This is a genomic window from Achromobacter sp. 10T422 (assembly GCF_056394065.1).
On record NZ_JBFTHD010000013.1, the window covers coordinates 156622 to 182193 of the forward strand.

27 protein-coding genes and 1 other annotated feature are annotated in these 25572 nt (G+C 64.4%); of the genes, 15 read left to right on the forward strand and 12 right to left on the reverse strand.

Annotated features, from left to right (window positions below; translation table 11 throughout):
* The first annotated feature begins 38 nt into the window (after nt 1-38).
* The 8 genes from AC1DB0_RS28245 (at nt 39) to AC1DB0_RS28280 (ending at nt 9505) form a co-directional block, all read left to right on the forward strand.
* Nucleotides 39-845 (forward strand): gluconate 2-dehydrogenase subunit 3 family protein, encoded by an 807-nt coding sequence (locus AC1DB0_RS28245; protein WP_476758801.1) that lies wholly within the window; start codon nt 39-41, stop codon nt 843-845.
* The gene (locus AC1DB0_RS28250) at nt 838-2604 is read left to right on the forward strand and encodes a GMC family oxidoreductase (RefSeq protein WP_175168937.1); all 1767 of its coding nucleotides are present in this window, start codon (nt 838-840) and stop codon (nt 2602-2604) included. The genes AC1DB0_RS28245 and AC1DB0_RS28250 overlap by 8 nt, the downstream gene beginning before the upstream one ends.
* A gap of 2 nt (nt 2605-2606) precedes the next feature.
* Complete coding sequence (locus AC1DB0_RS28255) at nt 2607-3581, forward strand: c-type cytochrome (protein WP_476758433.1); 975 nt, start codon at nt 2607-2609, stop codon at nt 3579-3581.
* Nucleotides 3582-3942: 361 nt separating this feature from the next.
* A complete protein-coding gene (locus AC1DB0_RS28260) occupies nt 3943-4263 on the forward strand; it encodes a hypothetical protein (RefSeq protein ID WP_054422154.1) in 321 nt (106 codons plus the stop codon).
* 221 nt (nt 4264-4484) lie between these two features.
* A complete protein-coding gene (locus AC1DB0_RS28265) occupies nt 4485-5198 on the forward strand; it encodes an MgtC/SapB family protein (protein WP_054422153.1) in 714 nt (237 codons plus the stop codon).
* A 48-nt stretch (nt 5199-5246) separates the two neighbouring features.
* A complete protein-coding gene (locus tag AC1DB0_RS28270) occupies nt 5247-5651 on the forward strand; it encodes a DUF2946 family protein (protein ID WP_476758434.1) in 405 nt (134 codons plus the stop codon).
* Nucleotides 5652-5699: 48 nt separating this feature from the next.
* A complete protein-coding gene (locus AC1DB0_RS28275; RefSeq protein WP_476758435.1) occupies nt 5700-7847 on the forward strand; it encodes a TonB-dependent receptor in 2148 nt (715 codons plus the stop codon).
* 105 nt (nt 7848-7952) lie between these two features.
* Nucleotides 7953-8005, forward strand: a sequence feature (sul1 is cis-regulatory element that is thought to sense ions involved in sulfur or methionine metabolism; They are found in Alphaproteobacteria).
* Between the two features lie 33 nt (nt 8006-8038).
* Entirely contained in the window at nt 8039-9505 is a 1467-nt protein-coding gene (locus AC1DB0_RS28280) for a SulP family inorganic anion transporter (RefSeq protein WP_476758436.1), read from the forward strand.
* A 124-nt stretch (nt 9506-9629) separates the two neighbouring features.
* Here the strand turns inward: AC1DB0_RS28280 and AC1DB0_RS28285 are convergent, their stop codons facing one another.
* The 4 genes from AC1DB0_RS28285 to AC1DB0_RS28300 form a co-directional block, all read right to left on the reverse strand.
* A complete protein-coding gene (locus AC1DB0_RS28285; protein WP_342065440.1) occupies nt 9630-11303 on the reverse strand; it encodes an ABC transporter ATP-binding protein in 1674 nt (557 codons plus the stop codon).
* Between the two features lie 184 nt (nt 11304-11487).
* Nucleotides 11488-12591, reverse strand: a complete 1104-nt coding sequence (locus tag AC1DB0_RS28290; RefSeq protein WP_476758437.1) for a DUF748 domain-containing protein — start codon at nt 12589-12591, stop codon at nt 11488-11490.
* A gap of 202 nt (nt 12592-12793) precedes the next feature.
* Nucleotides 12794-12970 (reverse strand): hypothetical protein, encoded by a 177-nt coding sequence (locus AC1DB0_RS28295; RefSeq protein ID WP_175168944.1) that lies wholly within the window; start codon nt 12968-12970, stop codon nt 12794-12796.
* Between the two features lie 250 nt (nt 12971-13220).
* Nucleotides 13221-14126, reverse strand: coding sequence for an EAL domain-containing protein (locus tag AC1DB0_RS28300; RefSeq protein ID WP_054422148.1), 906 nt, complete (start codon nt 14124-14126; stop codon nt 13221-13223).
* Nucleotides 14127-14431: 305 nt separating this feature from the next.
* On the opposite strand from AC1DB0_RS28300, the gene AC1DB0_RS28305 reads away from it, so the two are divergent.
* Together AC1DB0_RS28305 and AC1DB0_RS28310 are read left to right on the forward strand one after the other, a co-directional pair.
* Nucleotides 14432-16561 (forward strand): FUSC family protein, encoded by a 2130-nt coding sequence (locus AC1DB0_RS28305; protein WP_476758438.1) that lies wholly within the window; start codon nt 14432-14434, stop codon nt 16559-16561.
* A 199-nt stretch (nt 16562-16760) separates the two neighbouring features.
* Nucleotides 16761-17597 carry a universal stress protein gene (locus AC1DB0_RS28310; RefSeq protein WP_441372157.1) on the forward strand — a complete coding sequence of 279 codons (837 nt, stop codon included), beginning with the start codon at nt 16761-16763 and terminating at the stop codon, nt 17595-17597.
* Nucleotides 17598-17605: 8 nt separating this feature from the next.
* Here AC1DB0_RS28310 and AC1DB0_RS28315 read toward each other — a convergent pair whose 3' ends face one another.
* From AC1DB0_RS28315 to AC1DB0_RS28325, 3 genes are all read right to left on the reverse strand, one after another.
* The gene (locus AC1DB0_RS28315) at nt 17606-18562 is read right to left on the reverse strand and encodes a 2-hydroxyacid dehydrogenase (protein WP_476758439.1); all 957 of its coding nucleotides are present in this window, start codon (nt 18560-18562) and stop codon (nt 17606-17608) included.
* A 178-nt stretch (nt 18563-18740) separates the two neighbouring features.
* Complete coding sequence (locus AC1DB0_RS28320; protein ID WP_006222114.1) at nt 18741-18893, reverse strand: DUF3309 domain-containing protein; 153 nt, start codon at nt 18891-18893, stop codon at nt 18741-18743.
* 117 nt (nt 18894-19010) lie between these two features.
* Complete coding sequence (locus AC1DB0_RS28325) at nt 19011-19172, reverse strand: hypothetical protein (RefSeq protein WP_175168948.1); 162 nt, start codon at nt 19170-19172, stop codon at nt 19011-19013.
* A 204-nt stretch (nt 19173-19376) separates the two neighbouring features.
* On the opposite strand from AC1DB0_RS28325, the gene AC1DB0_RS28330 reads away from it, so the two are divergent.
* Complete coding sequence (locus AC1DB0_RS28330; protein ID WP_476758440.1) at nt 19377-20435, forward strand: DNA topoisomerase IB; 1059 nt, start codon at nt 19377-19379, stop codon at nt 20433-20435.
* Here AC1DB0_RS28330 and AC1DB0_RS28335 read toward each other — a convergent pair whose 3' ends face one another.
* A complete protein-coding gene (locus AC1DB0_RS28335; RefSeq protein ID WP_054422143.1) occupies nt 20436-20687 on the reverse strand; it encodes a hypothetical protein in 252 nt (83 codons plus the stop codon).
* 148 nt (nt 20688-20835) lie between these two features.
* Between AC1DB0_RS28335 and AC1DB0_RS28340 the strand changes: the two genes are divergently transcribed.
* Together AC1DB0_RS28340 and AC1DB0_RS28345 are read left to right on the forward strand one after the other, a co-directional pair.
* The gene (locus AC1DB0_RS28340; protein WP_054422142.1) at nt 20836-21168 is read left to right on the forward strand and encodes a four-helix bundle copper-binding protein; all 333 of its coding nucleotides are present in this window, start codon (nt 20836-20838) and stop codon (nt 21166-21168) included.
* 76 nt (nt 21169-21244) lie between these two features.
* On the forward strand, nt 21245-21586 hold the full coding sequence (locus tag AC1DB0_RS28345) for an ElaB/YgaM/YqjD family protein (protein ID WP_054422141.1): 342 nt from the start codon (nt 21245-21247) through the stop codon (nt 21584-21586).
* 72 nt (nt 21587-21658) lie between these two features.
* Here the strand turns inward: AC1DB0_RS28345 and AC1DB0_RS28350 are convergent, their stop codons facing one another.
* Both AC1DB0_RS28350 and AC1DB0_RS28355 read right to left on the reverse strand, forming a co-directional pair.
* Nucleotides 21659-21832 carry a CsbD family protein gene (locus AC1DB0_RS28350; protein ID WP_054422140.1) on the reverse strand — a complete coding sequence of 58 codons (174 nt, stop codon included), beginning with the start codon at nt 21830-21832 and terminating at the stop codon, nt 21659-21661.
* Nucleotides 21833-21982: 150 nt separating this feature from the next.
* Nucleotides 21983-22573 carry a hypothetical protein gene (locus tag AC1DB0_RS28355; RefSeq protein WP_054422139.1) on the reverse strand — a complete coding sequence of 197 codons (591 nt, stop codon included), beginning with the start codon at nt 22571-22573 and terminating at the stop codon, nt 21983-21985.
* A gap of 144 nt (nt 22574-22717) precedes the next feature.
* Here AC1DB0_RS28355 and AC1DB0_RS28360 point away from each other — a divergent pair, with 144 nt between their 5' ends.
* Entirely contained in the window at nt 22718-22996 is a 279-nt protein-coding gene (locus AC1DB0_RS28360) for a hypothetical protein (protein WP_054422138.1), read from the forward strand.
* A gap of 29 nt (nt 22997-23025) precedes the next feature.
* On the opposite strand, the gene AC1DB0_RS28365 is transcribed toward AC1DB0_RS28360, so the two are convergent.
* On the reverse strand, nt 23026-23307 hold the full coding sequence (locus AC1DB0_RS28365; RefSeq protein ID WP_245636280.1) for a hypothetical protein: 282 nt from the start codon (nt 23305-23307) through the stop codon (nt 23026-23028).
* 141 nt (nt 23308-23448) lie between these two features.
* Between AC1DB0_RS28365 and AC1DB0_RS28370 the strand changes: the two genes are divergently transcribed.
* Complete coding sequence (locus tag AC1DB0_RS28370; protein WP_054422137.1) at nt 23449-23832, forward strand: hypothetical protein; 384 nt, start codon at nt 23449-23451, stop codon at nt 23830-23832.
* 120 nt (nt 23833-23952) lie between these two features.
* Here the strand turns inward: AC1DB0_RS28370 and AC1DB0_RS28375 are convergent, their stop codons facing one another.
* Nucleotides 23953-25338, reverse strand: coding sequence for a sigma-54-dependent transcriptional regulator (locus AC1DB0_RS28375; RefSeq protein ID WP_476758441.1), 1386 nt, complete (start codon nt 25336-25338; stop codon nt 23953-23955).
* Between the last annotated feature and the right edge of the window lie 234 nt (nt 25339-25572).

Below are 25572 nucleotides of genomic sequence, written 5' to 3' on the forward strand. Positions count from 1 at the left end.
GGGCAAGTTTCGTGCCTGCCCCGATGCTGGAGTGATGCATGGACGAGCAAGCCCCGGACAATGAATCCCCGATCAGCCCTGCGCCGGCCGATCAGCCCTTGGCAGGACGGCGCGGACTTCTCAAAGCGCTGGCGGTGGGTGTACCCGGCGCCGCATGGGCCGTGACAGCACGCKGCGCTCCAGGCGAGTCCCCACCCGCAACAGGGCATAGCGCGAGCCCGCCAGCCGCCTCCCCCGCCAACCGCACCTACAAATTCTTCAATGCCCAGGAAGCGCTGGCGATGGACGCCATTGCTGCCCGGCTGATCCCCGCCGACGACTTGGGCCCGGGCGCGAAAGAGGCCGGCGTCACCAACTTCCTGGATGGCCAACTGGCCGGCGCCTGGGGCGCGGGCAGCCAGTTTTACCGGCAGGGTCCGTTTGAAAAAGGCACGCCGGAACAGGGCTATCAGTTGTCGTTCACGCCCGCCGAGATGATCCGGCGCGGGCTGGCCGCCCTGGACGCCGCCACGCGCAAGCAAGACGGCAAACCCTTTGCAGAACTCGATGAAGCCAGGCAAGACGCCTGGCTTCATGACTTGCAGGCCGGCAAACCGGATTTTTCGCCGCTGCCGTCCGATATCTTTTTCCAGGCCTTGCTGGACGCCACCATCGAAGGCTTCTTCTCGGACCCGCTCTATGGCGGCAACGCCGACATGGTCGGCTGGAAGCTGGTGGGATTTCCCGGCGCGTTCGCCTCGTTCTCAAACGACATCGAACGACATGGCGTCATCTGGGCCGGCAAACCGGTGTCCATCGCCAATGCCGTCAGCCACAACATGAAGCCGGGAGACGGACATGGCTAAGACCTTACCCGCGGTGGACGTGGCGATCATCGGCGGCGGGTGGACCGGGTCCATCATCGGCAAGGAGCTGGCGGCGGCCAAGCAGCGCGTGGTGGTGCTGGAACGCGGGCAGGCGCGTTGGCCGTCCCCCGACTTCCAAGGCCCGAACGTGCACGATGAGTTGAAGTACACGCGCCGACACGAGCTGCACCAGGACGCCGCCACCGAGACCTTCACGTTTCGCAATTCCACCGACCAAAAGGCGCTGCCCATGCGCCGTTGGCAATTCGCGTATCCCGGCACGCATCTGGGCGGCGCGGGCAATCACTGGTCGGGCGCGTATTACCGTTTCGACCCTACCGACTTCCGCATTCGCAGCCACTACACCGAACGCTACGGTGCGAAGATCTTCGACAAGGAACTGACCTGTCAGGACTGGCCGCTGACCTATGACGAGCTGGAACCCTACTTCGACCGATACGACTACCTGATCGGCGCGTCTGGCCAAGCGGGCAACATCAAGGGCCAGAAGCAGGAAGGCGGCAACCCATTCGAGCCCTGGCGTTCGCGGCCCTACCCCAACCCGCCCATGAAAGTGCCTTACGCGCCCGCGCTCTTCGGCGAGGCCGCGAAGAAGCTGGGCTATCACCCCTATGTGCAGCCGTCAGCGCTCTGTACCCGGCCTTACGTGAACACCGAAGGCCTGCACATGAGCGCCTGTGTGTATTGCGGCTTCTGTTCAAACTTCGGCTGCGAACACTTCGCCAAAGCCTCGCCGCAGGTGTGCATCCTGCCGGTAGCGATGAAGATGGAGAACTTTGAAATACGCACCGGCGCGCATGTGCTGCGCGTGGAGCTCACGCCGGACAAGAAGCGTGCGCGTGGCGTGACCTATGTGGATGCCGCAGGCGAAGAGGTCTTTCAGCCCGCCGAGATCGTGGTGCTGTGCGCCTTCGGTATCAACAACGTGCGCTTGCTGCTGCTGTCGGGCATCGGCAAGCCCTATGACCCCGTGACGGACACCGGCGTCGTCGGCCGCAACTATACGCACCAGACGACGTCCGGCGTGAACCTGTTCTTTGATGAGTCCGTCAACATCAACCCCTTCATGGGCGCGGGCGCCGTGGCCGTCACCATGGACGATTTCAGCGCCGACAACTTCGACCACGGGCCGCACGGGTTCGTGGGCGGCGGCTATCTGCAAATCCAGGTCGTGAGCGGCGCGCCGATTGGCTATCACCCCACCCCCAAAGGCACGCCCACCTGGGGCGCCGACTGGAAGAAGGCGGTCAAGCGTTACTACAACCACTCGGCCTCCATCACCATCACCGGCTCCGCCCAGCCCTGGCGCGGCGGCTACTTGAGCCTGGACCCGACCTACAAGGATGCATGGGGCCTGCCGCTGCTGCGCGTCACCTATGACTTTCCGGACAACGACATCCGCATGTCGGCGTTCCTGACCGACAAGGGCGATGAAATCGGGCGCGCCATGAAGGGCATTGCGCGCACCGAACCCGGGCCGCGCAAGAAACCGTTCTCGGCGACCGCGTATCAGTCGACTCACCTGACCGGCGGCGCGGCCATGGGCGACAACCCCGAGACCAGCGTCGTCAACCGCTACGGGCAAAGCTGGGACGTGCCCAACGTGTTCGTGACGGGCGCGGCGCTGTTCCCGCAGAACTCGGGCTACAACCCGACAGGCACCGTGGGCGCCACCGCCTACTGGATCGTCGAAAAAATCAAGGCGGACTACCTGCGTTCGCCGGGGCGGCTGGTGTAATCATGATCGAACATCGCAAAGGCATTACCATCGCCGTCCTGCTGATCATGGCGCCGCCTGCGGTGACGCTGATTGCCACCGCCCACCAGATGATCGGCACAGGCGGCGACGGCTTGATCCGCGCAGCCGCGGTAACGGCTGCCGCGCCGCCCGCGACGGCGCCAGCGCAGGCCCCGGCATCGGCACCTGCTTCGGGATCAGCTTCGGCTTCAGCGCCTGCGCCTGCGCCTGCACCAGCATCGTCATCAGCGCCCGCACAAGCATCGGCGCCAGCACCGGCCACCTCCCCTGCGCCAGCACCCGCCACCGCCGCACTCAAACCGCCCACGCCTGTGCCGGGACGCAGCGCGCTGGACTTCAGTGCGTCCCGCCCGGCCTGGGAAGGATTCCTGCGCGGCGCTGATCCGGAAGCGGGCAAGCAGCTGGCCGCCAACGGCAAACCCGGCGCTGGCGTGCAAGCCTGTATCGCCTGCCATGGCCCGGCGGGCATCACGCCCACCGGCGGCATCTTCCCGAATCTGGCGGGCTTAAGCAGCGAGTACCTGGCCAAGCAATTGGCCGACTTCCGCAGCGGCACGCGCGTCCAACCCTTGATGAACACCATCGCGCGCGGGCTCACCGAACAGGAAATTGGCCAGGTCGCGGCCTATTACGGCACGTTGGCCGGCCCGCCGATGCATGTGGGCGAATTCGGCGGCGAAGCGGCCCGCAAGCTGGACGTGCAAGGCGATGGCAGCCGTGCGCTACCCGCATGCGCCAACTGCCACGGCCTGCGTGGCCTGGGCGAAGGCCCCTTGTTGCCGCGCCTGGCGGGCCAATCAAAGGAATACTTCACGGACCAGATGAACGCCTTTCGCAATGGCTCGCGCCAGAATGACGACGTGGGCGTCATGCGTGCGTTTTCGCAGCGCCTGACCGACAGCGAAATCGAAGCGCTGGCGCTGTACTACGCCGGCCCGCCTCCGCAGCCGAAGTAACGGAAAGGGTCAGGCGGGCCGGATACGAAGCTCCGCCTGACCCTTCACAAACCACTGAAATTTTCCCTGGTATTTACCCTAGGTGCGCGTTAAACTCCGGGCACTTTCAACCACTTAGAGATCACTGTGGACAACGACGGATGTAGTCGAACACCGACTGCTAGCGCCGCTTGACGCAGGATTCGCGGAAACCCTCTTTCCGCTAAGTCCTGCGAACAGCCAGGACTTGGGCTCTTTGCCCCTCTCCCCCCAAAAGCTTACCGACGACGCGATACGCGGGCCTTGTTGCGCGCGCATTCTGCCGGTCAGGCGGCGCATGCCTGTGGACCTTCCACCGTACTCCCCCCTCAAGGAGACGAACATGCGCATCAAGCAATTCATCAAAGCGCCGGCCGCAACGCCGGTCTATCAATTCACCATCGTCAGCCTCAGCGCCGTGCTGCCCGCACTACGCAAGCAGTTGTACTTCGAGCTGCAAGCACTAGACCTTCCGGTGCTGACCGTGCGCGTCTCGCGCGGCGAATCCGACCAATTGGCCTCAACGGTTGTCACCCTGCGCTGCCCGCCGCATCTGCGCAAGCTGCTCAATGCCGTTGCGCTGCGCCTGGGCCAAAGCCCCGACGTGCGCCGCGTGCAGTGGGAAAGCGACGCCGGCGCTTCGATTGCCGTGCTGCCGGCCTGAGCGCCGCATTCTGCAAGGAGACTGTCATGAAAGACCCGTACAAGGTCTTGCTGCTGGCGCGCGTGCTYGCGCTGGTGCTGATCTGGCTGATTGGGCTGGGGCTGGTCATGGAATCGATCTGGCGGCTGCCGTAGGAATGCCCGAACAAAGAAGGGCTGAACCACGAAGGGCCGAACTAAGAACGCCCGACTAAGAAGGCCTGAACAAAGCAGGACACAACAATGAAAAACTTCGACAACATCCAATACCTGACGCTGGCCAATACCCTGGTCAGCCTGACGACCGCGTTCGTGCTGGGGGCCATCGTCGGCTTCGAACGCCAGTTCCGTCAACGCACCGCCGGGCTGCGCACCAATGTGCTGGTGTCGGTGGGCGCGGCCATCTTCGTCGACCTGGCCTTCCGGGTGGCGGGCGATGACGGCGGCGCCCGCGTCATTTCCTATGTGGTCTCTGGCGTGGGCTTTCTGGGCGCGGGCGCCATCATGCGCGAAGGCGGCAGCATACGCGGCCTGAATACTGCAGCAACGTTGTGGGGCTCGGCCGCTATCGGCGCGTGCGCCGGGGCTTCCTTGATGCTGGAAGCCGTGGCCGCCACCGCGTTCGTGCTGGCCGCCAACACCTTGCTGCGCCCCGTGGTCAGCTATGTGAACCGCCAGCCGCTGGATTCACAGACGTCGGAAGTCACTAACGTGATTCATGTGATTGCCAACGTCGAACACCGGCAGGCGGCGATGACCGTGCTGGAAGACGTGCTCGAAGCCGAGCAACTGCCGCTGTCGGAATTGAAGATCGATCAGTTCGGCGAGAACGAAGTAGAGATTGAAGCCGCGCTCAGCGAGGCCTCGGTTGACGAGCTGGATCTGGACCGCGTCACCGCCAGCATTGCCGCATCGCCCGCGGTGCGCACGGCGTTCTGGGCCGCGCGCACGGTCTAGCGCAAGGGGCGACGCGCCTGCCGAAACGCTCTAGAATGGGCGCCGATCATGCGCAGCCCTTTTCCTTTCCTGCATCGCGGCAACGCCGGCCTGTGGCTGGTGTTGATGCTGTTCGCGTTAAAGGCGATTGTGCCGCAGGGCTTCATGCCCGCCACCCATCAAGGCGGCACGCTGATCCAGCTATGTTCGGCAGCCGGCCCGATCTGGGTGCAAGGCCCGTCCAAACAAGACAACGCGCCTGACGAGCGTCATGCCGCCCAAGCCGCGACCTGCCCCATGGGCATGGCGCTCACCGCCATAGCCCTGCCGTCTTCACCCGTTTTGCGGGTAGCGGCGGCCGCCATCATGGCGCATCCCTTGGCGGCACGTGCGCCGCCCGCGCCTGTACAGGTGTCGCTCATTGGGGTGCCGCTGGGCGCGCGCGCCCCGCCCCTGCCCTCGGTATTGCGCTAATTCCGTTGCCGCCTGCGCGCGGCTTGTCATCGCTTACCGAGAGCACTCATGTCTTTTCATCCCGCCGGGGCGCATTGCGTCCTGAAGCGGCGCGTGGCCGTCTGGACGGCACTCGCCTCTGTTTTTTCCACGTCATCTGCCCTGCATGCCCAAACGGCGCCCGTCGCCACCCTGCCCGCCATTTCTGTGTCGGGCGACACGCCATCGCCGACCTTGCTCGCGCCATCGGCCACCGGCACCTTGTTGGGCCTGACGCCATTCGAGACGCCCGCCAGCATCGAGATCATCAGCAACGAACAGCTGCGTGCGCGCGGCGCCACCACCGTCACCGACGCCATCACCCAGGCCGCCGGCATCACCGCCATGCGCCACCCGGGTAACGGCGGCTCGTCATTGTCATCGCGCGGGTTTACGGATTCCAATTCGGTCGCCCAGTTGTATGACGGCGTGCGCCAGTACGGCGGCGTCGGCCAAACGTTCATGTATGACCCCTGGGCCGTGGACAGCATCGAAGTGCTGCGCGGCCCCGCCTCTGTGCTGTATGGCGAAGGCGCCATCGGCGGCGTCGTGAACGTGATTCCAAAGAAGCCCACGCGCGGCCCCATCGAAAACGAATTCATGACGGCCGTGGGCACGCACGATACCCAGCGCTTCGGCTTTGGCAGCGGCGGCGCGCTGGACGACAAGTGGTCATACCGGCTGGACGTCAGCGGCAACCACACCGATTCCGGCATCAGCCTGGGCGATTCACGCGACGCGGCCATCACCGCCGCGGTGCGCCTGGACGTGTCGCCCGAGCTGAATTTTACGCTGACGCAGGCCTATGCGTGGCAGGAGCCCACCCGCTACTTCGGCACCCCGCTGGCCGATGGCACCCTGGATTACGGGCTAGCCAAACACAATTACAACGTCGCCGACAGCAAGATCATCTATCGCGACAGCCGCACCGAGCTGAAGGCGGAATGGTCGCCCAACCCCGCAACCCTTGTCAGAAGCCGCATCTACGCCATCGGCAGCAAGCGCGACTACCGCGACGCCGAAAACTACGCATGGGTGCCGGGCGGCATGATCGAGCGCAGTGGCTACACCGAAATCCGCCACGACCAGGAACAGGTGGGCACCGTCACCGACGCCGCCTTTGACGGGCATCTGTTCGGCCTGGCCAACAAGGTGGCGGTGGGGTTCGAACTGAACCGCGCCTCGCTCAAGCACACCAACAACTCGCCCTATTCCGGCACGTCGCTGGTGGACCCGTATGACGTCGACCATGGCCGCTTCATCAACATCGCCGGCACCACGCCGCGGTACCGCAACACGGCCAGCCAGTACGCGTTCTTTGCCGAAGACCGCTTGATGCTGAACTCGCGCTGGTCGGTGCTGGCCGGGTTGCGCTATGACCATATCGACCTGAAGCGCCGCGATCTTGTTGCCGACGAAACCGCCTTTCGCACCACCTACAGCAACGTAGGCTGGCGCGTAGGGACGGTGTACGACGTGCTGCCCACGGTGTCGGTCTATACCCAATACGCCCAGGCCGCCGACCCCATCGGCAGCCTGCTGCTGCTGTCGCCCGCCAATAAGAACTACGAGCTCTCGCAAGGCAAGCAGTTGGAGATCGGCGTGAAGCAGACCTTCTGGGACAACAAGGGCCAATGGACCTTGGCCGCCTATCACATCAAGAAGAACAACCTGGTCACGCGCGACCCCAACGACCCGGCGCTGCGCATCCAGGTCGGTGAGCAATCGTCGCGCGGGGTGGAGGCCACGCTGGGTGTGGAACTGACTCCGGCCTGGCGCTTGGACTTGAACGCCGTGGCGCTGCGCGCCCGCTATGACGACTTCAACGAATCGGTGGGCGGCGTGTCGGTCTCGCGCAATGGCAATGTGCCGACCGATGTGCCTGAGCGCGTGGCCAATGCCTGGCTCAGCTGGAAGTTCGCGCCGCAATGGACGGCCAGCGCGGGCGTGCGTTACGTGGGCAAGCGCTATGCGGACGCGGCCAACCGCTTGGAAATGGCGGGCTACACCACCACCAACCTGGCGCTGCAATGGGAACCACGCCGCGACCTGAGCCTGGCGCTGCGCGCCTTCAATGTGTTTGACCGCCAGTACGCGGAAACCGCTTACTACAACCAGACGCAATGGCTGGTGGGTGAAGGCCGGCGCGTGGAGCTCAGCGCGAATTACCGCTTCTAAGACCCGCCAGCACCCCGCCTAAGGCCCTCTCCCGCCCGTACGACGGGGTGTACAATTCCGCCCGCCGCCTCTGCAACGGAGGTGGCGGACCGACATCGCGGTCCTCGTGGACCCGGCATGCCGGGTGGCTCGGCCGGGCGCCTATCCCTCGGACAACTCCAAGCGATCTCGGACGCATTCCGAGCCCACACATGTCTTTTTTCTTGCAGCTTCGCAGCCGCTGGATGTCCAATCCGCGTGGCGACATCCTGGCGGGCATTCTTGTCGCGCTTGCCCTCATTCCTGAAGCCATCGGCTTTTCGATCATCGCTGGCGTCGACCCCAGCGTCGGGCTGTACGCCTCGTTTTCCATTGCGTTGATCATCGCCTTCACGGGCGGCCGCCCGGGCATGATCTCGGCGGCGACGGCCGCAGTCGCCGTGCTGGTTGCGCCGCTGGTGCGCGAGCACGGCATCGGCTACCTGTTCGCCGCCACCGTCCTGATGGGCGTCGTGCAGATCGCGGCCGGTTTCTTGCGGCTGGACTTGCTGATGCAATACGTGTCGCGCTCCGTCGTGACGGGCTTCGTCAACGCGCTGGCCATTTTGATCTTCATGGCGCAATTGCCGCAACTGACTGGCGTGACGTGGGTCGCCTACGCCATGGTCGCGGGCGCGCTGGCCATCATCTACCTGCTGCCGCGCGTCACCACGGCGGTGCCGTCGCCGCTGGTGGCCATAATCGCCATGACCGCGGTGTCGATCTACGGCGGGCTGGACGTCAACACGGTGGGCGACATGGGCACACTGCCGTCGGCCCTGCCCTCGTTCATGATTCCCGACGTGCCGTTCACGCTGGACACGCTGCGCATCATCTTGCCGTACTCGGTGACGATGGCCGCCGTGGGCCTGCTGGAATCCATGATGACGGCGCAAATCGTCGATGACATGACCGATACCCACAGCGACAAACGCCGTGAATGCAAGGGCCAGGGCATCGCCAATATCGTCACGGGCTTTCTGGGCGGCATGGGCGGTTGCGCCATGATCGGCCAGTCGGTCATCAACGTGCGTTCGGGCGGACGCACCCGCTTGTCCACCTTCGTGGCGGGCACGTTCCTTCTGTTCCTGATTGTGGTGCTGGGGCCGCTTGTGGCCCGCATTCCGATGCCGGCGCTGGTGGCGGTGATGATCATGGTGTCGATTGGCACGTTCAACTGGCGCTCGTTCCGCAACCTGCGCTCGCATCCGTGGCAGTCGTCGGTGGTGATGCTGGCGACCGTGCTGGTGGTGCTCTGGACGCACGACCTTGCCCGGGGCGTGTTCACAGGCGTGGTCCTGAGCGGTTTGTTCTTTGCCGGCAAGGTGAAGCGCATGCTGAACGTCACGTCGCACCTGTCGGCAGACGGCGCCACGCGCACGTACCGCTACGCGGGGCAGATCTTTTTTGCATCGGCCAGCCGCTTTGCGGCCGCCATCGATTTCCACGAGCCGGTCAAGACGGTGGTGATTGATCTGTCGGCCGCCCACTTCTGGGACATTTCGGCCGTGGACGCGTTGGAGAAGACTGTGGCCAAACTGCGCCGCGCCGGCCGGGCCGTGGACGTCATCGGGCTGAATGAAGCCAGCGCGACGCTCGTGGGCAAGCATGGCGCGCCGGCAGCACCGGGCGCGCATTGATGTGGCTTTGAGTCTGTGGCTTTGAGTCTTCGGCTTTGAGTCTTCGGCCTTGAGTCTTCGGCTTTGAGTCTTTGGCTGTGAGTCTGCGGCTTTGAGTCTGCGGCTTGCAGTTGGCAGCTCCGCCTCAGGCCGCCAGGCGCAGCGTGACTTCGGCCGGGTTCCACTTCTTGCCCGGCACCGCCGTCAGCAACGCTTGCGTGTAGGGGTGGGCGGGCTGGCGGAACACGTCGGCGCACACGCCAGATTCCACCACGCGGCCGCTCTTCATGACCGCGATGTGGTCGCACACCTGGGCGGCCACGCGCAAGTCATGCGTGATGAAGACGATGGACAAGCCCAACTGGTCGCGCAGCCGCGCCAGCAAGGCCAGCACCTGCGCTTGCACCGACACGTCCAGCGCCGAAACGGGCTCGTCCGCAATCAGCACGCGCGGCTGCATCGCCAGCGCGCGCGCCAGGCCCACGCGCTGCCGTTGCCCCCCGGAGAATTCGTGCGGGTAACGACGGATGGCGTCCGCCGACAATCCCACCAGTTCAAATAATTCGGCGGCGCGCGCCATGGCTTCGCGCCGTGGCGTGCCGTGCACCATCGGGCCTTGCGCCACGATTTCGCCCACGCGCTGACGCGGGTTCAATGACCCATACGGGTCCTGGAACACCATCTGCACGCGCCGTGCATGGTCTCGATGGGCGCTTCCACCCTTGAACACCAACGGTTTGCCCGCCAGCGTGATGGCGCCCGCATCGGGCGGCACCAGACCGAGCAAGGTCCGCGCCAGCGTGGATTTTCCAGACCCGCTTTCCCCCACGATGCCTAACGTGCCGCCTTCGCGCAGCGTGATGGACACGCCGTCGACCGCATGCGTTACTCGGCCCGCACGGCCCAGCCAGCCGCGCTTGCGGTAGGTCTTGGACAGCGCGTCGGTACTGAGAATGACCGGCGCATCGTCGAAGCTGCCTGCTCTTGCCGCAGCCGGTTCCAAGGGCGGCACGGCAGCGATCAGCGCACAGGTGTACGGGTGGCGCGGGTGCTCCAGCACTTGTTCGGCCGTGCCGCTTTCCACCAGCACACCGCGCTGCATCACGGCCACCCGGTCAGCGATCTCGGCCACGACACCAAAGTCATGCGTGATGAACAGCACCGCCGTGCCTTTGCGGCGTTGCAGGTCGTGGATCAAATGCAGAATCTGCGCCTGCGTGGTCACATCGAGTGCGGTGGTGGGCTCGTCCGCAATCAGCAATGCGGGTTCCAGCGCCAGCGCCATCGCGATCATGGCGCGTTGGCGTTGTCCGCCCGACAATTCATGCGGGTACGCCTCCAGCGCCTGCGCGGGTTCGGGCAGCCGCACCGACTCCAGCAGGGCCAGCGTCCGCTCGCGGATGTCGGCGCGGCCCAGGCGGGTATGCGTACGAAACACCTCGGCAATCTGGTCGCCAATGGTGCGCAGCGGGTTCAACGCCGTCATCGGTTCTTGGAAGATCATGCCAATGCCCTGGCCGCGCAAACGCCGCATGGCTTCAGCAGGCAGACGCAGCAGATCTTGTTCGCCCTGCCACAAAATCTGGCCGGCGCTCGCGCGCACGTCCTGCGGCAGCAGGCCAAGAATGGCGCCCGCGGTCAGCGATTTCCCCGATCCGCTTTCCCCCACCACGCAAAGGATTTCGCCGGAATTGATCGTCAGGGATACGTCTTTCAACGCATGCTGGCGGTCGGCACCCGGCGGCAGGTCTACCGTCAGGTTCTTGATCTGCAGCAAGGGGCGCGATGACGACGGGGGCAGCTGGGACGGGGTGCGCATGAGACGGCTCGGCAGTTCGGATAAGACAAGCTGCCGATGATAGGTCTGCGCCCCAGCGCCGGGAAATGCCGATTCCTCATTTGCTCATGCGGCCCGCGCGGCATCGCTTGCACCTGCCGCTTGCACCTGCCGCTTGCGCCTGCTGCTTGCGCCTGCTGCTTGCGCCTGCTGCTCACGCCGCACTTCAGGGGCTGAGCATGTCTGATATGGCGTCGCCCAATTCCTTGACCGCGCCGCTCACCCCTTCCGCCGCGCCTTCCGCGCCGATACCGATCGCACGCCCGAAGCCCCGCGCCACTTGCGCCGCGAAGCCGCGCGTCACCGAGAACTTGGGGTTGTCCAGGCTGCCACGCAATGCGAACTCGAAGCGCAGCACGCCAGACTTGTCTTTCATGGCGGCCAACACCGCTTTGCGCGGCAACGAAAACAGCGAGCCATCACCACTGAACTGCAAACCGCGCAAGGCCACCGTGCCTGCGGCGCGCAGCTCTTGTTTGGCGATCTTGGTGGTCATGTCCAGATCCATGGTGCCGCCCGTCAGCGTGCCGGCGCCGTTTGCCGACAAGTACGGCGCGGCATGGCGGATATCCATATTGCGCACGGCCACCTTCATATCGGCGTCCGTGCTGCCCACGGCCAGCCAGCCCTGCGCATGGACCGTGGATTCGCCGTTGCGGTTGTCTTCGACGACTCCATTGAATTCAAAGTCGCTCTGCGTGCCATCGCCCGGGATCGCGACGGGGTTCAATCGGGCCTGTACATTTTTAAAGGGGATGCGATGCGGGGGCTTGGCGACCGCGGCGTCCAGATAATCCAGGCGGCCGTCGCGCAGGATGAGCTCGCCCATGTGGATCGGCATGGGCCGCCGCGATTTACCATCGCCGCCGTCGCCCGAGTGCAGCGCGGTTTGCAAGGCGGGGGCAATCTGCATGTCGCCGTCCGCGTCACGTATCACCGAAAAATCGAACCCTTCCACCACCACCGACTTGAACACGGCTTCATGCCGCAAGAAGGCGGACCACTCCGGCTCCAGCACGACGCGCTTTGCGCGCACCGCAGTCTGATTGGCCGAGCCGGGCACGTTGACGTCCGTCAGCACGACTTGGCGAAATCCCACCTGGATGTCAGCGACCTGCCCGCGCGGCCCGAGCATGCCCGCAATACGCTGCTCGACGATGCGGGTTGCCGCGAACGCCAGCACGGCAGCCAGCGCAATCAGCACAAGCAGCACCCCCATCGTGGTGCCCAAGGCGGATCGCTGGCGTGGCGCAACGGCGTTCGTGCTCATAGAGTTCCTGGATGGATTGGGGAGGACAGGTGCAAGGTCAACAGCGCATCGTCAGAGATCGCGCGGCAAGTTTCAATGGCCAAAAAGGATGATGGCAGCTAAGCCGTCCCCAATGCAAACGGCCCCGTCCGCGCTTGCTGGCACGGACGGGGCCGCCGGGATACGCGCTGCCGGTATGCGGACTCAAGGCGCGATCAAGATGCTAGCGTTGGGTCTTGTTTTGCTGGCCCGGATTTTGGCCCGCTTGCCCTTGACCCTTGTCGGCGGTCTGGCCGGCTTGACCGGGCTGCTGACCCGGCTGGTTGCGGTCCTTGGGATTTTCCTGGGCCTGTTGCTTTTGGGGCTGCTTTTGCTGGTCCGGCTGATTCTGGTTGGACATTACAAGTCTCCTAGTAGGCGGAAAGGACTCCCGCGCTATCAGGGGTAGCAACTGACGTGCCCAAGCGCCGTTTAGGGGTGGAAAAGGATGCAGGTTCTGAGCGGCCCCGTTTCTTCGGGGTGAGCGGCGTGCCGGCGCCGGTAAGAATTACCGCCCCGCCCGCCAGCGCTGCCCATTACGGGGTGGCAGCGCGCATATGGGATGAAGATGCCCTATTGAGTGACGACGCCTTTGAGGGGTGAAGATGCCCTTATTGAGTGACGACGCCCTTCGGAATTACCGGTTCGGCTTCGCTGCCGTCAAAGGCCTCGAGCCAGGACGAGGCGTAACTGGCCGGCGCTGACAAGGGCTCGACGCCGTCGCGTTGGCTGCGCAGGCGCAGCATCAACGCGTCCAGCGGCATCGGGCGGCCTAGTGCATAGCCTTGGCCGTAACGGCAGCCCGCAGCGCGCAAGGCAGGCACGTCGGCCACATTTTCCACGCCTTCGGCGACGACGCGCCAGCCCATGCGGGTAGCCAGTTCGGCCGCCGAGCGCAAGACTTCGAACGCCACGGCGCTGCGCCGCATGCGGGTGACGAAATATTGGTCGATCTTCACTTCAGACAACGGAATGGCCGACAGCAGCTTGAGCGATGCGTGGCCCGTGCCAAAGTCGTCCAGGCTGACCTCGCAGCCCGCCTCTTCCAGCTTCAACAGCGAGGCGCGCAGCACATCCAGTTCTTTGATGGGTTCGTCTTCGGTCAGTTCGATACGCACCAAAGACGCGGGCAGCTCGGCCGCGCGAATGCGGTCAAGCAAAAAATTCACGGCGTTTTCATCTGACAAGGTGGTGGCGGGCGCATTGACGGCAATCGGCACCGCCACGCCGGCGCGGCGCATCGTCAACAGCATGTCGATGACTCGCAGGCAAACCCGTTCGAACAAATGCCGGTCCAGGCCCATGCGATTGATGGCGGGGATGAATTCAGCAGGCATGACCAGCCCCAAGCGGGGATGCTGCCATCGCGCCAGTGCTTCCGCCGACACGATCTTGCCGGTCAGCAAATCCATCTGCGGCTGCAACAGCACCCGCAATCCCTCTTTACCTGCCACCATGGCCGCGATTTCGTCATCGCTGACCACCGAGCTCGTGGAAGCCTCGTGATTCGGCGTCATGTCTACGCTCCTCGCGCGCCTCTGATAAATGGCCTGCGCTGTCCGGGCGCAGATAGAGGCACATTGGGACATGAGTATTCACTTCGGGCTTACCGCAAGCGCGCCGACGAATAATTCGGCGCGCTGAACCGCTAGTGTTTTTTATGCCATTTTGCGCAATTGTTCCAGCCAATTTTGCACAAATGATGTCGTAAGGTCACATGGATGTAACCATACGTTATGCCGACGTCCACGCGCACGCCTTGTCGACATGGTAGGGTTTGCGTCTTTCGGCCTTCGGGCCTAATTGCTGCTTCAAGATCAGCGTGACGAATCTGCTTTCCCGTTGGCGCGCATCGCTGCGCAATATCCTGTGGCTGGACGCCCTGCAAGCCGCCGCCATCAGCGCGGCCCCTGTCATTCTTGCCGTGCTGGCGCACGAGCCGCGCCTGGGCTGGACCGCCATCGCGGCGTTCTGGGCCTGCTTCGGCGACCCCGGCGGCCCGCTGCGGCAACGTGCCGGCTCCATGCTGGCGTTGGGGCTGATTGGCGCCCTCTTCTGTTTTCTGGCCAGCGCCAGCGCCGGGCATTTATGGCTGCTGTTGCCGCTGACGTTCATCTGCTGCACGTTTGGCGGACTGCTGCGCGTGCTGGGGCCGGCGGCCGCCATTGTCGGCACGCTGCTGTCAGCCGGCTTCGTCGTCGCCGCCGAGTTACCCGCGCCGACACTCACTGAAAGCCTGTCCTACACGCTGTTCTTCCTGGCCGGCGCCGTCTGGGCCATTTTGATGACGGCGCTGGTCTGGCGCCGCCGCCCCTGGAAGGACGCCACCCATGCCGTTGCGCATTGCTATCGTGGCCTGGCCGATTTTGCCGACGCGCTGGCGCGCATGTATTCAGGCTTGACGCCCGCCGCCGGGCCGCAAGCCTGGACGGCCGTCACCAAGCCCCAACGCAGCGCCCAGCGCGCGGCCTTGGAAGCCGCCCGCGTTCGCATCCGCGAAGTGCAAGACACCCGCCCGTCGCGGCGCGCCCGCGCCCACCAGCTGATGTATTTACTGGACAGCGCCGAAGACAGCTTCATCGCCCTGGTTGCGGCGGCGGACCTGCTGGAATCCAATGCGCCGCGCTGGCTGGGCCGCAGCGCCGGCGCGCACCTGTCCCATGCGCTGCACCGCTACGCCAGCGTCTGCAACGCCATCGCCAGCACGTCGGACGTCAGCGACGCCAAGCAGGCCGAGTGCCTGCGCGAACGGCTGGCCCATTACAGCGCGGGCCTGCACGACTTGCGCGGCGGCGCCATGGCGTATGCGCCCGATCTGGCCACCGTGGTGCCGGTGCTGGACCGCCTGCTGCACACCGCGCAATCCGTGATGCAGGCCCTGTTCGACCAGGGCGACGCCCCTGCCGCGCCCGCGCAAGGCCCCGCCGTGAGCAGCCGCGCGCGCCAGGCCTGGCGCACGTTGCGCCAAAACCTGGGCGTCGAGTCCGACGCGTTCCGCCACGCGTTGCGGGTAGGCATCGGCGCGACCATCGCCGTGGCCTTGTCCAAGACGTTCGCCGTCAACCACGGCTATTGGATGTCGTTGACGCTGGTGTTCATCCTGCAACCGTACTTCGCCACCACTTGGCAGCGCACCGTCGAACGCGTGATCGGCAGCGTGGCCGGCGCTATTGGCGCGTCGCTGCTGGGCCTGTTGCTAAGCACACCGTTGTCGGTTGCGCTGGCTGTACTGCCCATTGCCTTGGGCACATTCGCGGCCCGCACGATTCACTACGCGCTGTTCACATTCTTTCTGACGTCGCAGTTCGTGCTGGTCAGCCATATTCAGCAGCCGGATATCTATGAACCCATGCTGGCTGCGCTGCGCGCGTTCAACAGCGTACTGGGCGGCATCCTGGCCTTGCTGGTGGGCTTTCTGGTGTGGCCGGAAAAAGAACCCCGCCAATTGGCAGGCGCCCTGACCCGCGCACTGGAACGCCACGCCGCCTACGCCTTGGCGCTGATCCGGCAGAAAAGCGGCGAGCCGGATGCGCCAGGCGAGCCGGACATCGTCGGACTGCGCCGCCTGGCCTGCCTGTCTGCCGACAACGCCGAGGCCTCGTTGCAGCGCTTGCAGCAAAACCCAGTGCACCGCGACCGCAACGTGGACACGGCCGTGAATTTGCTGAACGCCATGCGGCGGATCACCGCGGCAGGCACCGTACTGGAAATCCAGCCAGCGCTTCCCGCGCAAGCACCGGCTGCGGACGCGCTACGCGAATACGGTCTGGTCCTGGCGCATGCGCTGCATCCGCAGGACGGCGCCCAGGATGTGCCACCGCGCCAACTGGCGGTGCCGCCCGCGCTTGCAGCGGCCGACCCGGCGCTGGCCGGGCCGCTGGACCGCATCGCGCAGCAGGCGCGCCAGGTTCGACAACTGCGGGACCGCATCGAAAAAGAACCGGCCCGATAGCCAGACCTTCAGCCGGCCCCAGCGATATATTGACCCGGCCCTAGCCATGTCTTGACCCGGCCCTAGCCATATATTGACCCTGCCCCGGCCATATCTTGACCCGGCCCCGGCAATATCAAGACGGCTTGATACGCATCAATAGCGGCCTTCACGGAAAGCGCAACCATGCAGATATGGAACGCTTATTAAGGAGGCCGCCATGTATCGCCGCATTTCCGTCCATCTGGACCACGGATTCGATTGCACCCGCCGCACGGCATTGGCGCTGTCACTCGCCAAGCGCCACAAGGCCGAGCTCGTTGGCATCTACGCCAGCGCCGCACCGCCACAGTATTACTACGGCGAATCCGTGCTGATGTCGCGCACGCTGAGCGTGATGAAGGAAATCCAGGCGCAAAATCGGGGCGCGGTTCAGAACGCGTTCCTGGAAGCGGCCGCCGCCGCCGATGTGCCGGCTGTGGTGCGCGCCGGAGAGGCCTCGCCCAGCGCCAGCGTGGCTCTCTACGCCCGCACGAGCGACCTGGTCATCGTCAGCCAGTTCAACCCAGACGACGTGGAAGCCGCGCACGAAACCGAATTTGTTGAACAGATGTTGTTGACCGCGGGCCGCCCCGTGCTGGTGCTGCCTTCCAGCGGGAATTTTTCCGCCGTGGGCGAGCGCGTGCTGGTGTGCTGGGACGGCAGCCGTGAAGCCGCCCGCGCACTGGCCGACGCCGCACCCGCGTTGCGTCTGGCGTCGCGTCTGGTGGTGCTGACCATGGACGAAGGCGGCGCCTCGTCAAAAGGCGAAGCCGTGCCGTTTGAAGACCTGGCCACCTACTGCGTCGCCCAGGGCATGCCGGCACCCGACCACGTGCGCCGCGATATCAAGGGCGTTGGCGTGGGCAGCACCATCCTGAACGCCGCTGCCGACCATAGCGCCGACCTGATCGTCATGGGCGCCTATGGTCACAGCAAGTTCCGCGAATGGGCGATGGGCGGGGCCACCGCCTCTATCCTGAAGAGCATGACCGTACCGATCATGTTCTCGCACTAAGCCCGCGATCAGGCGGCTTCGGCGTGCGCGTCCAACACGGGCGTCAGCACGGCTTGGCCGCTGAAATGCGCCGTGGCGTTTTGCAGGAACAACGTCACGGTGGCTTCGACCGCTTCGGGCGAACGGCCGGCGCTGTGCGGCGTCAGCACCAGGTTCGTCAACGCCTTGAGCGCATCGGGAATGGTGGGTTCGCCGTCCACCACGTCCAGCCCCGCGCCCGCAATGCGGCCGTTGGCCAACGCGGCGATCAATGCGTCGGTATCCACGACGCTGCCGCGCGCAATGTTCACCAGGTAGCCCTGGGGGCCCAACGCATCCAGCACATCAGCGTTCACCAGATGACGCGTACCCGCGCCGCCGGGCGTCGCCACCACCAGGAAGTCTGACGCCGCCGCAAGATCGCGCGCGTTATCGAAATAGGTGTAGCCGGATTCCGGGCGTGCGCGCCGGTTGTAATAGCCAACGCTCATGCCAAAGCCATTGGCGCCGCGCTTGGCAATTTCCAGGCCGATGGTGCCCAGGCCCAAAATGCCCAGCCGTTTGCCGGTGACTTGCGGCCCCATGAACCCGCTCCAGTGGCCTTGACGCACCCAGGCGTCGGCTTGGGGCAGATGGCGCGCAGCGCCCAGCAGCAGCGCCATGGCGTGGTCGGCCACCGACACCGCATTGGCACCGGGGCCGTTAGTGACAATGATGCCGCGCGCGGCGGCGGCGGCCAGATCAATATTTTCGTAGCCCACCCCAAGCGAACAGATCAGCTCAAGCTTGGGCAGCGCCGCCATCTCGTCGGCGCGAAAACCTGTGGCGCCGCGGGTCAACACCACGCGGATATCGTCCGCATGTTGCGCGATTGCGTCCGCGCGAGCCTGGGCGGTGGGAGCGTACACGGCGTGAAAGCCGCGGGCTTCAATGGCGGGCAGATGGTCATGCACGCTGTCGATCAAAATCAATAAGGGAATGGTCATGTTGGCGTAACGGGGTGAGCGAAGGTCGGTATCAAGGCGGGGAAATCTTACGCCTCGTCCCGCCCCTTCGCTACCCGGTACCGCCACCCGCCGTCCAGCGAGCGACCATTCCCGGTAAACCAAGTTGTCTGACCCGGCTTGCCGCGTGGCAAGCCGCCGTCAGTCAACCGTCAGGCGCTTATATTCGCCCCATCAGCAGCATCACGATCAGCACGATCACGACGATGCCGAGCAAGCCGCTGGGGTAATAGCCCCAGCCCTTGCTGTGCGGCCAAGCGGGCACGGCGCCGATAAGCAGCAGGATCAGAATGATCAGCAGGATGGTCGACATGATGACTCCTCGTCTTGTTTGATTTGATCTTGGTGATTCGATCTTGGTGATACGAATTTACGGACTTCGATCTTGTTGATTCGTTTTATTCAAGGGCGAGATCCAGCATCACTGGCATCAACGCTTGGGCGGATCAATTTCCCTGATTGGGGGAGACAGCGGCGGCAGGTCCACCTCCGGCTCATCCGTATCCGGTTCCACCGGCAAATCACCCGGCGGCGATCCGGGCGGAATCGGGTCGGGTTTGGGCGGCACATGTAGTTGCATTGAGTCTTGCATGGCACTCTCCTTAAAGGGCTTCGGGTCTTTGTCTTGCTGCCCGACCCTTCAGCAAGCGCCGTGCCCAAGCCCCGCCGCCCTGCGGGAAAGCGTCGGATGGCACGCCGCTTGCTAGAACTTGCTAAGCGCCAGAGCCTGGTCAGCCGTCCAAGCAGCCGCTATTACAGCCACCCCGTGCAGCCGCCCAACGCAGCCGGAGAACGAATGGATACCCGCATATCGCCCGCCGAACCGGCCCTTTGCGCCGCCGTCGAACCTCCGCTGGTTTATGTAGACGACTCGCAGCCCGGCTACCGGCGCGTTCGCGTCAACGGCAGCACGTTCCACTACGTGGATGCGCACGGCAAGCGGGTAAAGGATGCCGCCGAAATCGCCCGCATCCATGCCCTGGTCATTCCGCCCGCCTACGAAGATGTGTGGATCTGCGCCCTTCCCCATGGCCATCTGCAAGCGACTGGGCGCGATGCCCGCGGACGCAAGCAATACCGGTATCACCCCGCCTGGGCCACGATGCGCGATGCGGGCAAATATCAGAATCTGCTGGCCTTCGGTTTGGCGCTGCCGCGCATTCGCCGCCAGGTCGCCCGGGATATGCAGGCGCCGGGGTTGGCGCAAGAGAAAGTGATTGCCACCTTGGTGCGCTTGCTGGAAACCACGCTAATCCGCATCGGCGCGCGGGAATACGCGCGCGAGAACAAATCGTATGGCCTGACAACGTTGACGCGGCGGCACACCACCGTAGCCGGCAGCCAGTTCCGGTTTCGCTTTCAAGGCAAGAGCGGCGTGCCGCATGACGTGACAGTCAGAGACCGCCGCGTGGCGCGCATCATCAAGCGCTGCCTGGAAATTCCGGGGCAGCAGCTATTCCAATACCTCGATGAAGATGGCTGCAAACACCCGGTGGATTCAGGGGCCGTCAATGCGTACCTGCGTGCGGCGGGCGACGGCGATTTCACCGCCAAGCACTATCGCACCTGGGCCGGTTCCGTGTTGGCCTACGCCGCGCTGCAAGCCCGGCCGTTTGAGAACGACGCGCAGGCCAAGCAGACGGTCGTCGACGTGATCAAGGACGTGTCCAAGCGTTTGGCCAACACGCCTGCGGTATGCCGGGCATGTTATGTCCACCCCGCCGTGCTGGACGCCTATCTGGCCGGCGCCTTGCCCGCCAAGGCGCGCGCGCCAGCCGGGCCACGCGGACTGGATGCCAGCGAGCGGCGGCTGTTGGCGTTTCTTCAGAAGCTGCCGCCCGCCGCCCCGGCCTGATCAGAACAAGGATGAGCGCGCGTTCTTCGCACGCGGCTGCGGCGCGGCCCCGTCGGCCCAGTTCGACTCGGTCTGGTTATCCACCACCGCACGCTTGTCGCGCGCCGCTTCGTCGGGTGTCGAGGCGTCTGGTTTAACCGGTTGATTTGGCACGTCGACGGGACCCTGCGGGGGCAGTATCTTAGCGTTGTCCTGCACAGGCGCCGCCTGCTTGGCGGAAGCAGCGGGTTTCGAATCGGATCGGGATGTCATGGGGGTCTCCTGCCTGGTTTCGAGTTTTCATCCTACGGCCAACTGCCGCGTCAGAGCACTGGCACCCACTTCAAATTGCAAGCGGATGTGGCCGGGCAAGCTCGCACACGCCTTGGCCGGCCACCCTGGGCACTCACAAGGAGATGCAATGCGAGACCCAAACTTCGAGCAATGTGTGCAAGCCTGCTACGAATGCGCGGTGGCATGTGACCAGTGTGCCGCGACCAGCCTGGAGATCAACGCGGCTCGCATGAAGCGCTGCATCAGCCTGGCGATTGATTGCGCCAGCGTGTGCCGCTTGTGCGCCGCCATGCTGGCGCGTGACGGAGAATTTTCTACCGCGCTATGTACTTTGTGCGCCTTGGTCTGCGATGCCTGCGCCCGCGCATGCGCCCCGCACCAGGACATGGAGCATTGCCAGATTTGCGCCGGGGCATGCCTGGCGTGCACGCTGGCTTGCCAAGACATGCTCGAGGCTTGACGCCTCGGCACGCCACGCGGCCGCACGGGCCGGATCGCGCTGGCGGATATTGCGCCCGACTGCCAGGAGCTTTCAGATGGCCTCTACGAACACCCCTCTGCCTTCCGATTTCCCCGAGAATGGCCCGGATAATCGTGGGTTGCGCAGGCGCGCACGCCATCCGGAAAGTTGGATCGATGAAATTGAAGCGACCTTGCGTGATGCCGATCCCGGCGATCTTGATGCGCTGAAGGCGCGCCTGGCCGATCAGTTAGCGGCCACGCGAAGTAGCCTGCGCGAGGCCTCTGAAAATGCCGGCGATCTGATGCGCGAAACCATCGACTGCACCGAGGAATACATCCACGCTCGCCCCTGGCAAGCCGTTGGGCTGGTCGCGGGCGCAGCATTCCTGTTCGGCGTGATTGTCGGACGGCAGTAAGCCCGCCGCCGCGCACGCGCCAAAAAAAAGCCGGGGCATTCCCCGGCTTTTTTTGTACTGGCCAAGTGCGTCTTACGACTTTTCGACCTTGTCCTTGGCATCGCCGTAAGCGGCCTGCGTCTTGCCGGCCACCTTTTGCGCCGTCCCCTTCAATTCGGTGGACGTGCTGCCGGTCGCTTTGCCAGCGACTTCTTTCGCCTTGCCAACGGCCTCATTGACTCTGCCCTTCACCTGGTCCTTGTTCATGGCTTTCTCACTTTTCATCGCGTTGATAGGTTAGTGGCGCTGTCGCCAGCACCTGCCCCTCTACAGCAAGCGGCGTGCCCAAACCCGCCGCAACGAGAATTGGAATTGCGTGCACCCTTCGACCTTCGAAACGCGCGGGGCGCCCCGCGATCAAGGCAGCGTGGACGCTTCCTCAACCGGGTGCGGCGGCTTGAGCGGATCAAAGTCTTCCCACTTGCCGCCCTGCCAGCGGCCTTGTGCGCGCTCGATGTCGCGGCCGCCAGATTCACGAAGCACGCGCCGCGCCAACGCATCCTGGCCCGGGGCCACGTGCAGGGCCAGCATCACGCCAGCCGGCCTTACCGCCGGGTGCACCTCTTGCGCGCGCGGTGTGTTGGCCGCCTTGCGCTTGTTCCGTCCGATGATCCAAAGCGCGCCCGCCAACGCACCCAGGTAGGCCCCGACGCCTGCCGCCGCGATCACGACAAAGATCGACGCGGCCACACGCGCCGCGATCAAGCCGCCTGCCAAGGCGAACACCAGCCCCAGCACCGACGCGCCCGCGACGGCGCCCAGGTGCCCGCCCTTTGAATCCGGGTCTGCCAGCCGGTCACCGCCCAAGGGGTAGCGGCCATGCTCACCCGCCGAATTGATATAGAAGGTGTGCACATCGTCTTCGGTGAAGCCTTCCGCGAAGAGCTTCTGTGCGGCCACCGTGGCCTGGTCGAAGGTTTGAAATCGTGCAGCGACGATTAGTGACATGGCGATCTCCCGTTTTGTCCTGCGGTTTGCTTATCCGAGGCCAGCAATTGCCATACCCGCCTTGAAGCGGCACGACGATTGCTGGGTAGGTGCAAGCACGGGCGTCCTGCCCAGGCTTCTGCCTTCACCTTCCCGGAGACCGCCATGTCACGCACCCCACCCCCCGATTTCCCTGAGCTGGACCCGAGCGGGCGCCCGGATCTAGGCCCCAGCGATTCGTCTGATTCCGCCAGCGACCTGCCTCCCGGGATGGCCCACACGGACAGCGATTCCCAGGCCACGGGCGATCGCGAAAGCGTAGACCCCAACCTGCGCGACGACGATGGCCGCGATATCGCACCCGACCGCGTCACAGGCGAAGACGAAGCTGGCGTTTCCCATTCACCGCCCAACCCGGTGCGCAATGGCGGAACGGCTGATTGAAAAAAGCCGGGCAAGGCGCCCGGCTTTTTTTACTTCCCCTCGGGCCGCTTGCCCGGGTACTGCCCGCCTTCCTCGTACTCCGGTCCCTGCTGGTTGGGTTGTTTGTCCGCGTGGCGCTTGCTCGCCGGCGGCGCTTTGCCAAACTCCGGCTTGTCCGCACCGAACTGGCCGCTGCGATGCGCGGTGTCGGTGTCATCGGTAGGCGTGTTGGCCTGGGGTTTTGCCGGGTCGTTGGCCGGGTTTTTGGCAGGGTTTCTGGCCTGGCCGTTGGCCGAGTCATTCACTTGATCACTGCGCGAGTGCGGTTCCATCTCTTTCTCCATATGGCGTCATGCGCAGGCTGTGGCGCAAGTGCCGTGCCTGGGCCGTGCCTGGCCCCGCGCGGGAACGGCGCTTGCTAAGGGGTGGTTGAGGTCCAGCCTAACCCGGACCCATATCCAAAGGAGTCAGTCATGAATCTGTCCAGAACCGTTTGCCCCGCCATCGCTCTCTGCCTGTCCGCCGTGGCGTTCCAAGCGTCCGCGCAAACCACGCAAGGCGGTTCTCCGCCCGTTCGCACGAACGATCAGATCGACAATCAATACAAGATGGACAAAAAGGCGTGCGACGGTATGAAGGGCAATCAAAAGGACGTTTGCCAGCAGCAGGCCGAAGCCAATCGCGACAAGGCGAAGGCCGATGCCAAGGCGGGCAAGGAAAAGGCCGAAGCCAACCATGACGCCGCCAAAGTCAAGAACGACGCCGATTACAAGGTGGGCAAGGAAAAATGCGACGCCATGTCGGGTAACGCCAAAGACGCGTGTATGGCTGACCTGAAGACGCGCCACGGCAAGTAAGGCGGGTCGAGGCGGCGGCGCGATGCTTGCCGCCTCAGTTCAGCAAGGCCCTATGTGGATTTCGGGAGCCTCAGCCGAGAAAGGCCTTATATGGAATTCCGGGGCCTCTTCCGAAAGACCTTATGCGGAATTCCGGGTATTGCGCGCGCCGCCGGCGTCTTCACCTGGCAGCGCATACCCGGCCGCCGCATATTCTTCCAGGCGGTTATAGAGCGTCTTCGGACTGATGCCCAGCATCAACGCCGCCTGCTTCTTCACGCCATTGCAGCGTTCAAGCGTGGCCAGGATCAAGCGCCGGTCTGCTTCAGCCAGCGTTTCGCCCACGGGCACACTGACCTGCGCAGCGTCCGCGTCGCCGCCCGGCGACACATGCGGCGCCAGCATATCCACGTCCAGCACATCACCGTCGGCCAGAATGAAGGCGCGGCGCACGAAGTTCTTCAACTCGCGCACGTTACCCGGCCATTCGTATTGCTTGAGCACCTCGTCGGCCTGCGGTGAAAACGCTTTGTTCTTGCCCGATTCCTGGTTCTGGGCCTGCAAAAAGCGCCGCGCCAGGAACAGGATGTCGTCACCGCGCTCGCGCAGCGCGGGCAATTGAATGGGGAACACGCTAAGCCGGTAGTACAAATCTTCGCGCAGCTTGCCTTCCTGCACCGCCTGCTCGGGGTTGCGATTGGTGGCGGCGATGATCCGGATGTCGCAGCTGATTTCGCGGTTGGTTCCCACCCGCATGAACCGCCCGGTCTCCAGCACGCGCAGCAGCTTCACCTGCAAGTCCAACGGCATTTCGGTGACTTCGTCCAGGAACAAGGTGCCGCCATCGGCGCGTTCGAAATAGCCCTTGTGCTGACGATCGGCGCCGGTAAAGCTGCCCCGTTCGTGCCCAAACATCTCGCTTTCGATCAGGTTCGGAGAGATCGCGCCGCAATTCACCGCAATGAACGGGCGTTGGCGCCGCGTGCTCAGTTCATGAATCGCGTGGGCGGCCAGTTCCTTGCCCGTACCGCTTTCGCCGATCAGCAAGGTCGTGACATTGGTGGGGGCCACGCGCCCCAGTTGCCGGTACAGCTCCAGCATGCGCTCAGACTGGCCGAACAGCTTGCCAAAGCGTCCCGGCTCTTCAAACGGCATACCGGGCAAATCCCCGCCGGCATTGGTGACGACGCGGGTCAGGATTTCATTGAGCCGTTCCATGCAGATGGGCTTGACCAGGAAATCGCTGGCGCCCAGGCGCAACGCCTGCACCGCGTAGTCGACCGAGCCGTGCCCCGTCATCACAACGACTTCGGCACTGGCGATCGCCACGTTGTTGAAAATGTCCATGCCATTGCCGCCCGGCAGACGGACATCGGTCAGGACCAGATCCGGCGCTTGGCGCTCGAGCTGAATCAGCGCGTCTTTGACGCTGCCCGCGACCGCAACCGAAAAGCCGCTGTCGCGGCCCATCTCGGCCAGTGTTTCCCGAATCGCATCATCGTCGTCGACGATTAGCAGGTGTGGCATAGCTTCTCCGTATTGCCCTGCGCGGCGCGACATGTGCGCGCGCGTTTGCATGAGATTGAGAATAGTCACTCTGACGGCGAGAAGCGTAAATTTTCGATACCGTCCACTAAAGTTTTCGAATACTTGCAACTGGTCGCAATCGGCGCAGCACCGCCCTACTACCATGGAAATATCGCGAGCAGGCCCGGCGGGCCGAGGTATCAGCATGGTAAATCGCACCACCACCGGGCGCGA

What these genes read in the sequence shown, in the direction of transcription:
- AC1DB0_RS28325 (WP_175168948.1), bottom strand. Translation starts at nt 19,172, where the DNA reads ATGCAAGACTCAATGCAACTACATGTGCCGCCCAAACCCGACCCGATT.
- AC1DB0_RS28320 (WP_006222114.1), bottom strand. Translation starts at nt 18,893, where the DNA reads ATGTCGACCATCCTGCTGATCATTCTGATCCTGCTGCTTATCGGCGCC.
- AC1DB0_RS28285 (WP_342065440.1), bottom strand. Translation starts at nt 11,303, where the DNA reads ATGCGCACCCCGTCCCAGCTGCCCCCGTCGTCATCGCGCCCCTTGCTG.
- AC1DB0_RS28315 (WP_476758439.1), bottom strand. Translation starts at nt 18,562, where the DNA reads ATGACCATTCCCTTATTGATTTTGATCGACAGCGTGCATGACCATCTG.
- AC1DB0_RS28330 (WP_476758440.1), top strand. Translation starts at nt 19,377, where the DNA reads ATGGATACCCGCATATCGCCCGCCGAACCGGCCCTTTGCGCCGCCGTC.
- AC1DB0_RS28365 (WP_245636280.1), bottom strand. Translation starts at nt 23,307, where the DNA reads ATGGAACCGCACTCGCGCAGTGATCAAGTGAATGACTCGGCCAACGGC.
- AC1DB0_RS28355 (WP_054422139.1), bottom strand. Translation starts at nt 22,573, where the DNA reads ATGTCACTAATCGTCGCTGCACGATTTCAAACCTTCGACCAGGCCACG.
- AC1DB0_RS28260 (WP_054422154.1), top strand. Translation starts at nt 3,943, where the DNA reads ATGCGCATCAAGCAATTCATCAAAGCGCCGGCCGCAACGCCGGTCTAT.
- AC1DB0_RS28300 (WP_054422148.1), bottom strand. Translation starts at nt 14,126, where the DNA reads ATGACGCCGAATCACGAGGCTTCCACGAGCTCGGTGGTCAGCGATGAC.
- AC1DB0_RS28350 (WP_054422140.1), bottom strand. Translation starts at nt 21,832, where the DNA reads ATGAACAAGGACCAGGTGAAGGGCAGAGTCAATGAGGCCGTTGGCAAG.
- AC1DB0_RS28345 (WP_054422141.1), top strand. Translation starts at nt 21,245, where the DNA reads ATGGCCTCTACGAACACCCCTCTGCCTTCCGATTTCCCCGAGAATGGC.
- AC1DB0_RS28255 (WP_476758433.1), top strand. Translation starts at nt 2,607, where the DNA reads ATGATCGAACATCGCAAAGGCATTACCATCGCCGTCCTGCTGATCATG.
- AC1DB0_RS28310 (WP_441372157.1), top strand. Translation starts at nt 16,761, where the DNA reads ATGTATCGCCGCATTTCCGTCCATCTGGACCACGGATTCGATTGCACC.
- AC1DB0_RS28275 (WP_476758435.1), top strand. Translation starts at nt 5,700, where the DNA reads ATGTCTTTTCATCCCGCCGGGGCGCATTGCGTCCTGAAGCGGCGCGTG.
- AC1DB0_RS28375 (WP_476758441.1), bottom strand. Translation starts at nt 25,338, where the DNA reads ATGCCACACCTGCTAATCGTCGACGACGATGATGCGATTCGGGAAACA.
- AC1DB0_RS28265 (WP_054422153.1), top strand. Translation starts at nt 4,485, where the DNA reads ATGAAAAACTTCGACAACATCCAATACCTGACGCTGGCCAATACCCTG.
- AC1DB0_RS28270 (WP_476758434.1), top strand. Translation starts at nt 5,247, where the DNA reads ATGCGCAGCCCTTTTCCTTTCCTGCATCGCGGCAACGCCGGCCTGTGG.
- AC1DB0_RS28340 (WP_054422142.1), top strand. Translation starts at nt 20,836, where the DNA reads ATGCGAGACCCAAACTTCGAGCAATGTGTGCAAGCCTGCTACGAATGC.
- AC1DB0_RS28280 (WP_476758436.1), top strand. Translation starts at nt 8,039, where the DNA reads ATGTCTTTTTTCTTGCAGCTTCGCAGCCGCTGGATGTCCAATCCGCGT.
- AC1DB0_RS28370 (WP_054422137.1), top strand. Translation starts at nt 23,449, where the DNA reads ATGAATCTGTCCAGAACCGTTTGCCCCGCCATCGCTCTCTGCCTGTCC.
- AC1DB0_RS28360 (WP_054422138.1), top strand. Translation starts at nt 22,718, where the DNA reads ATGTCACGCACCCCACCCCCCGATTTCCCTGAGCTGGACCCGAGCGGG.
- AC1DB0_RS28290 (WP_476758437.1), bottom strand. Translation starts at nt 12,591, where the DNA reads ATGAGCACGAACGCCGTTGCGCCACGCCAGCGATCCGCCTTGGGCACC.
- AC1DB0_RS28295 (WP_175168944.1), bottom strand. Translation starts at nt 12,970, where the DNA reads ATGTCCAACCAGAATCAGCCGGACCAGCAAAAGCAGCCCCAAAAGCAA.
- AC1DB0_RS28335 (WP_054422143.1), bottom strand. Translation starts at nt 20,687, where the DNA reads ATGACATCCCGATCCGATTCGAAACCCGCTGCTTCCGCCAAGCAGGCG.
- AC1DB0_RS28250 (WP_175168937.1), top strand. Translation starts at nt 838, where the DNA reads ATGGCTAAGACCTTACCCGCGGTGGACGTGGCGATCATCGGCGGCGGG.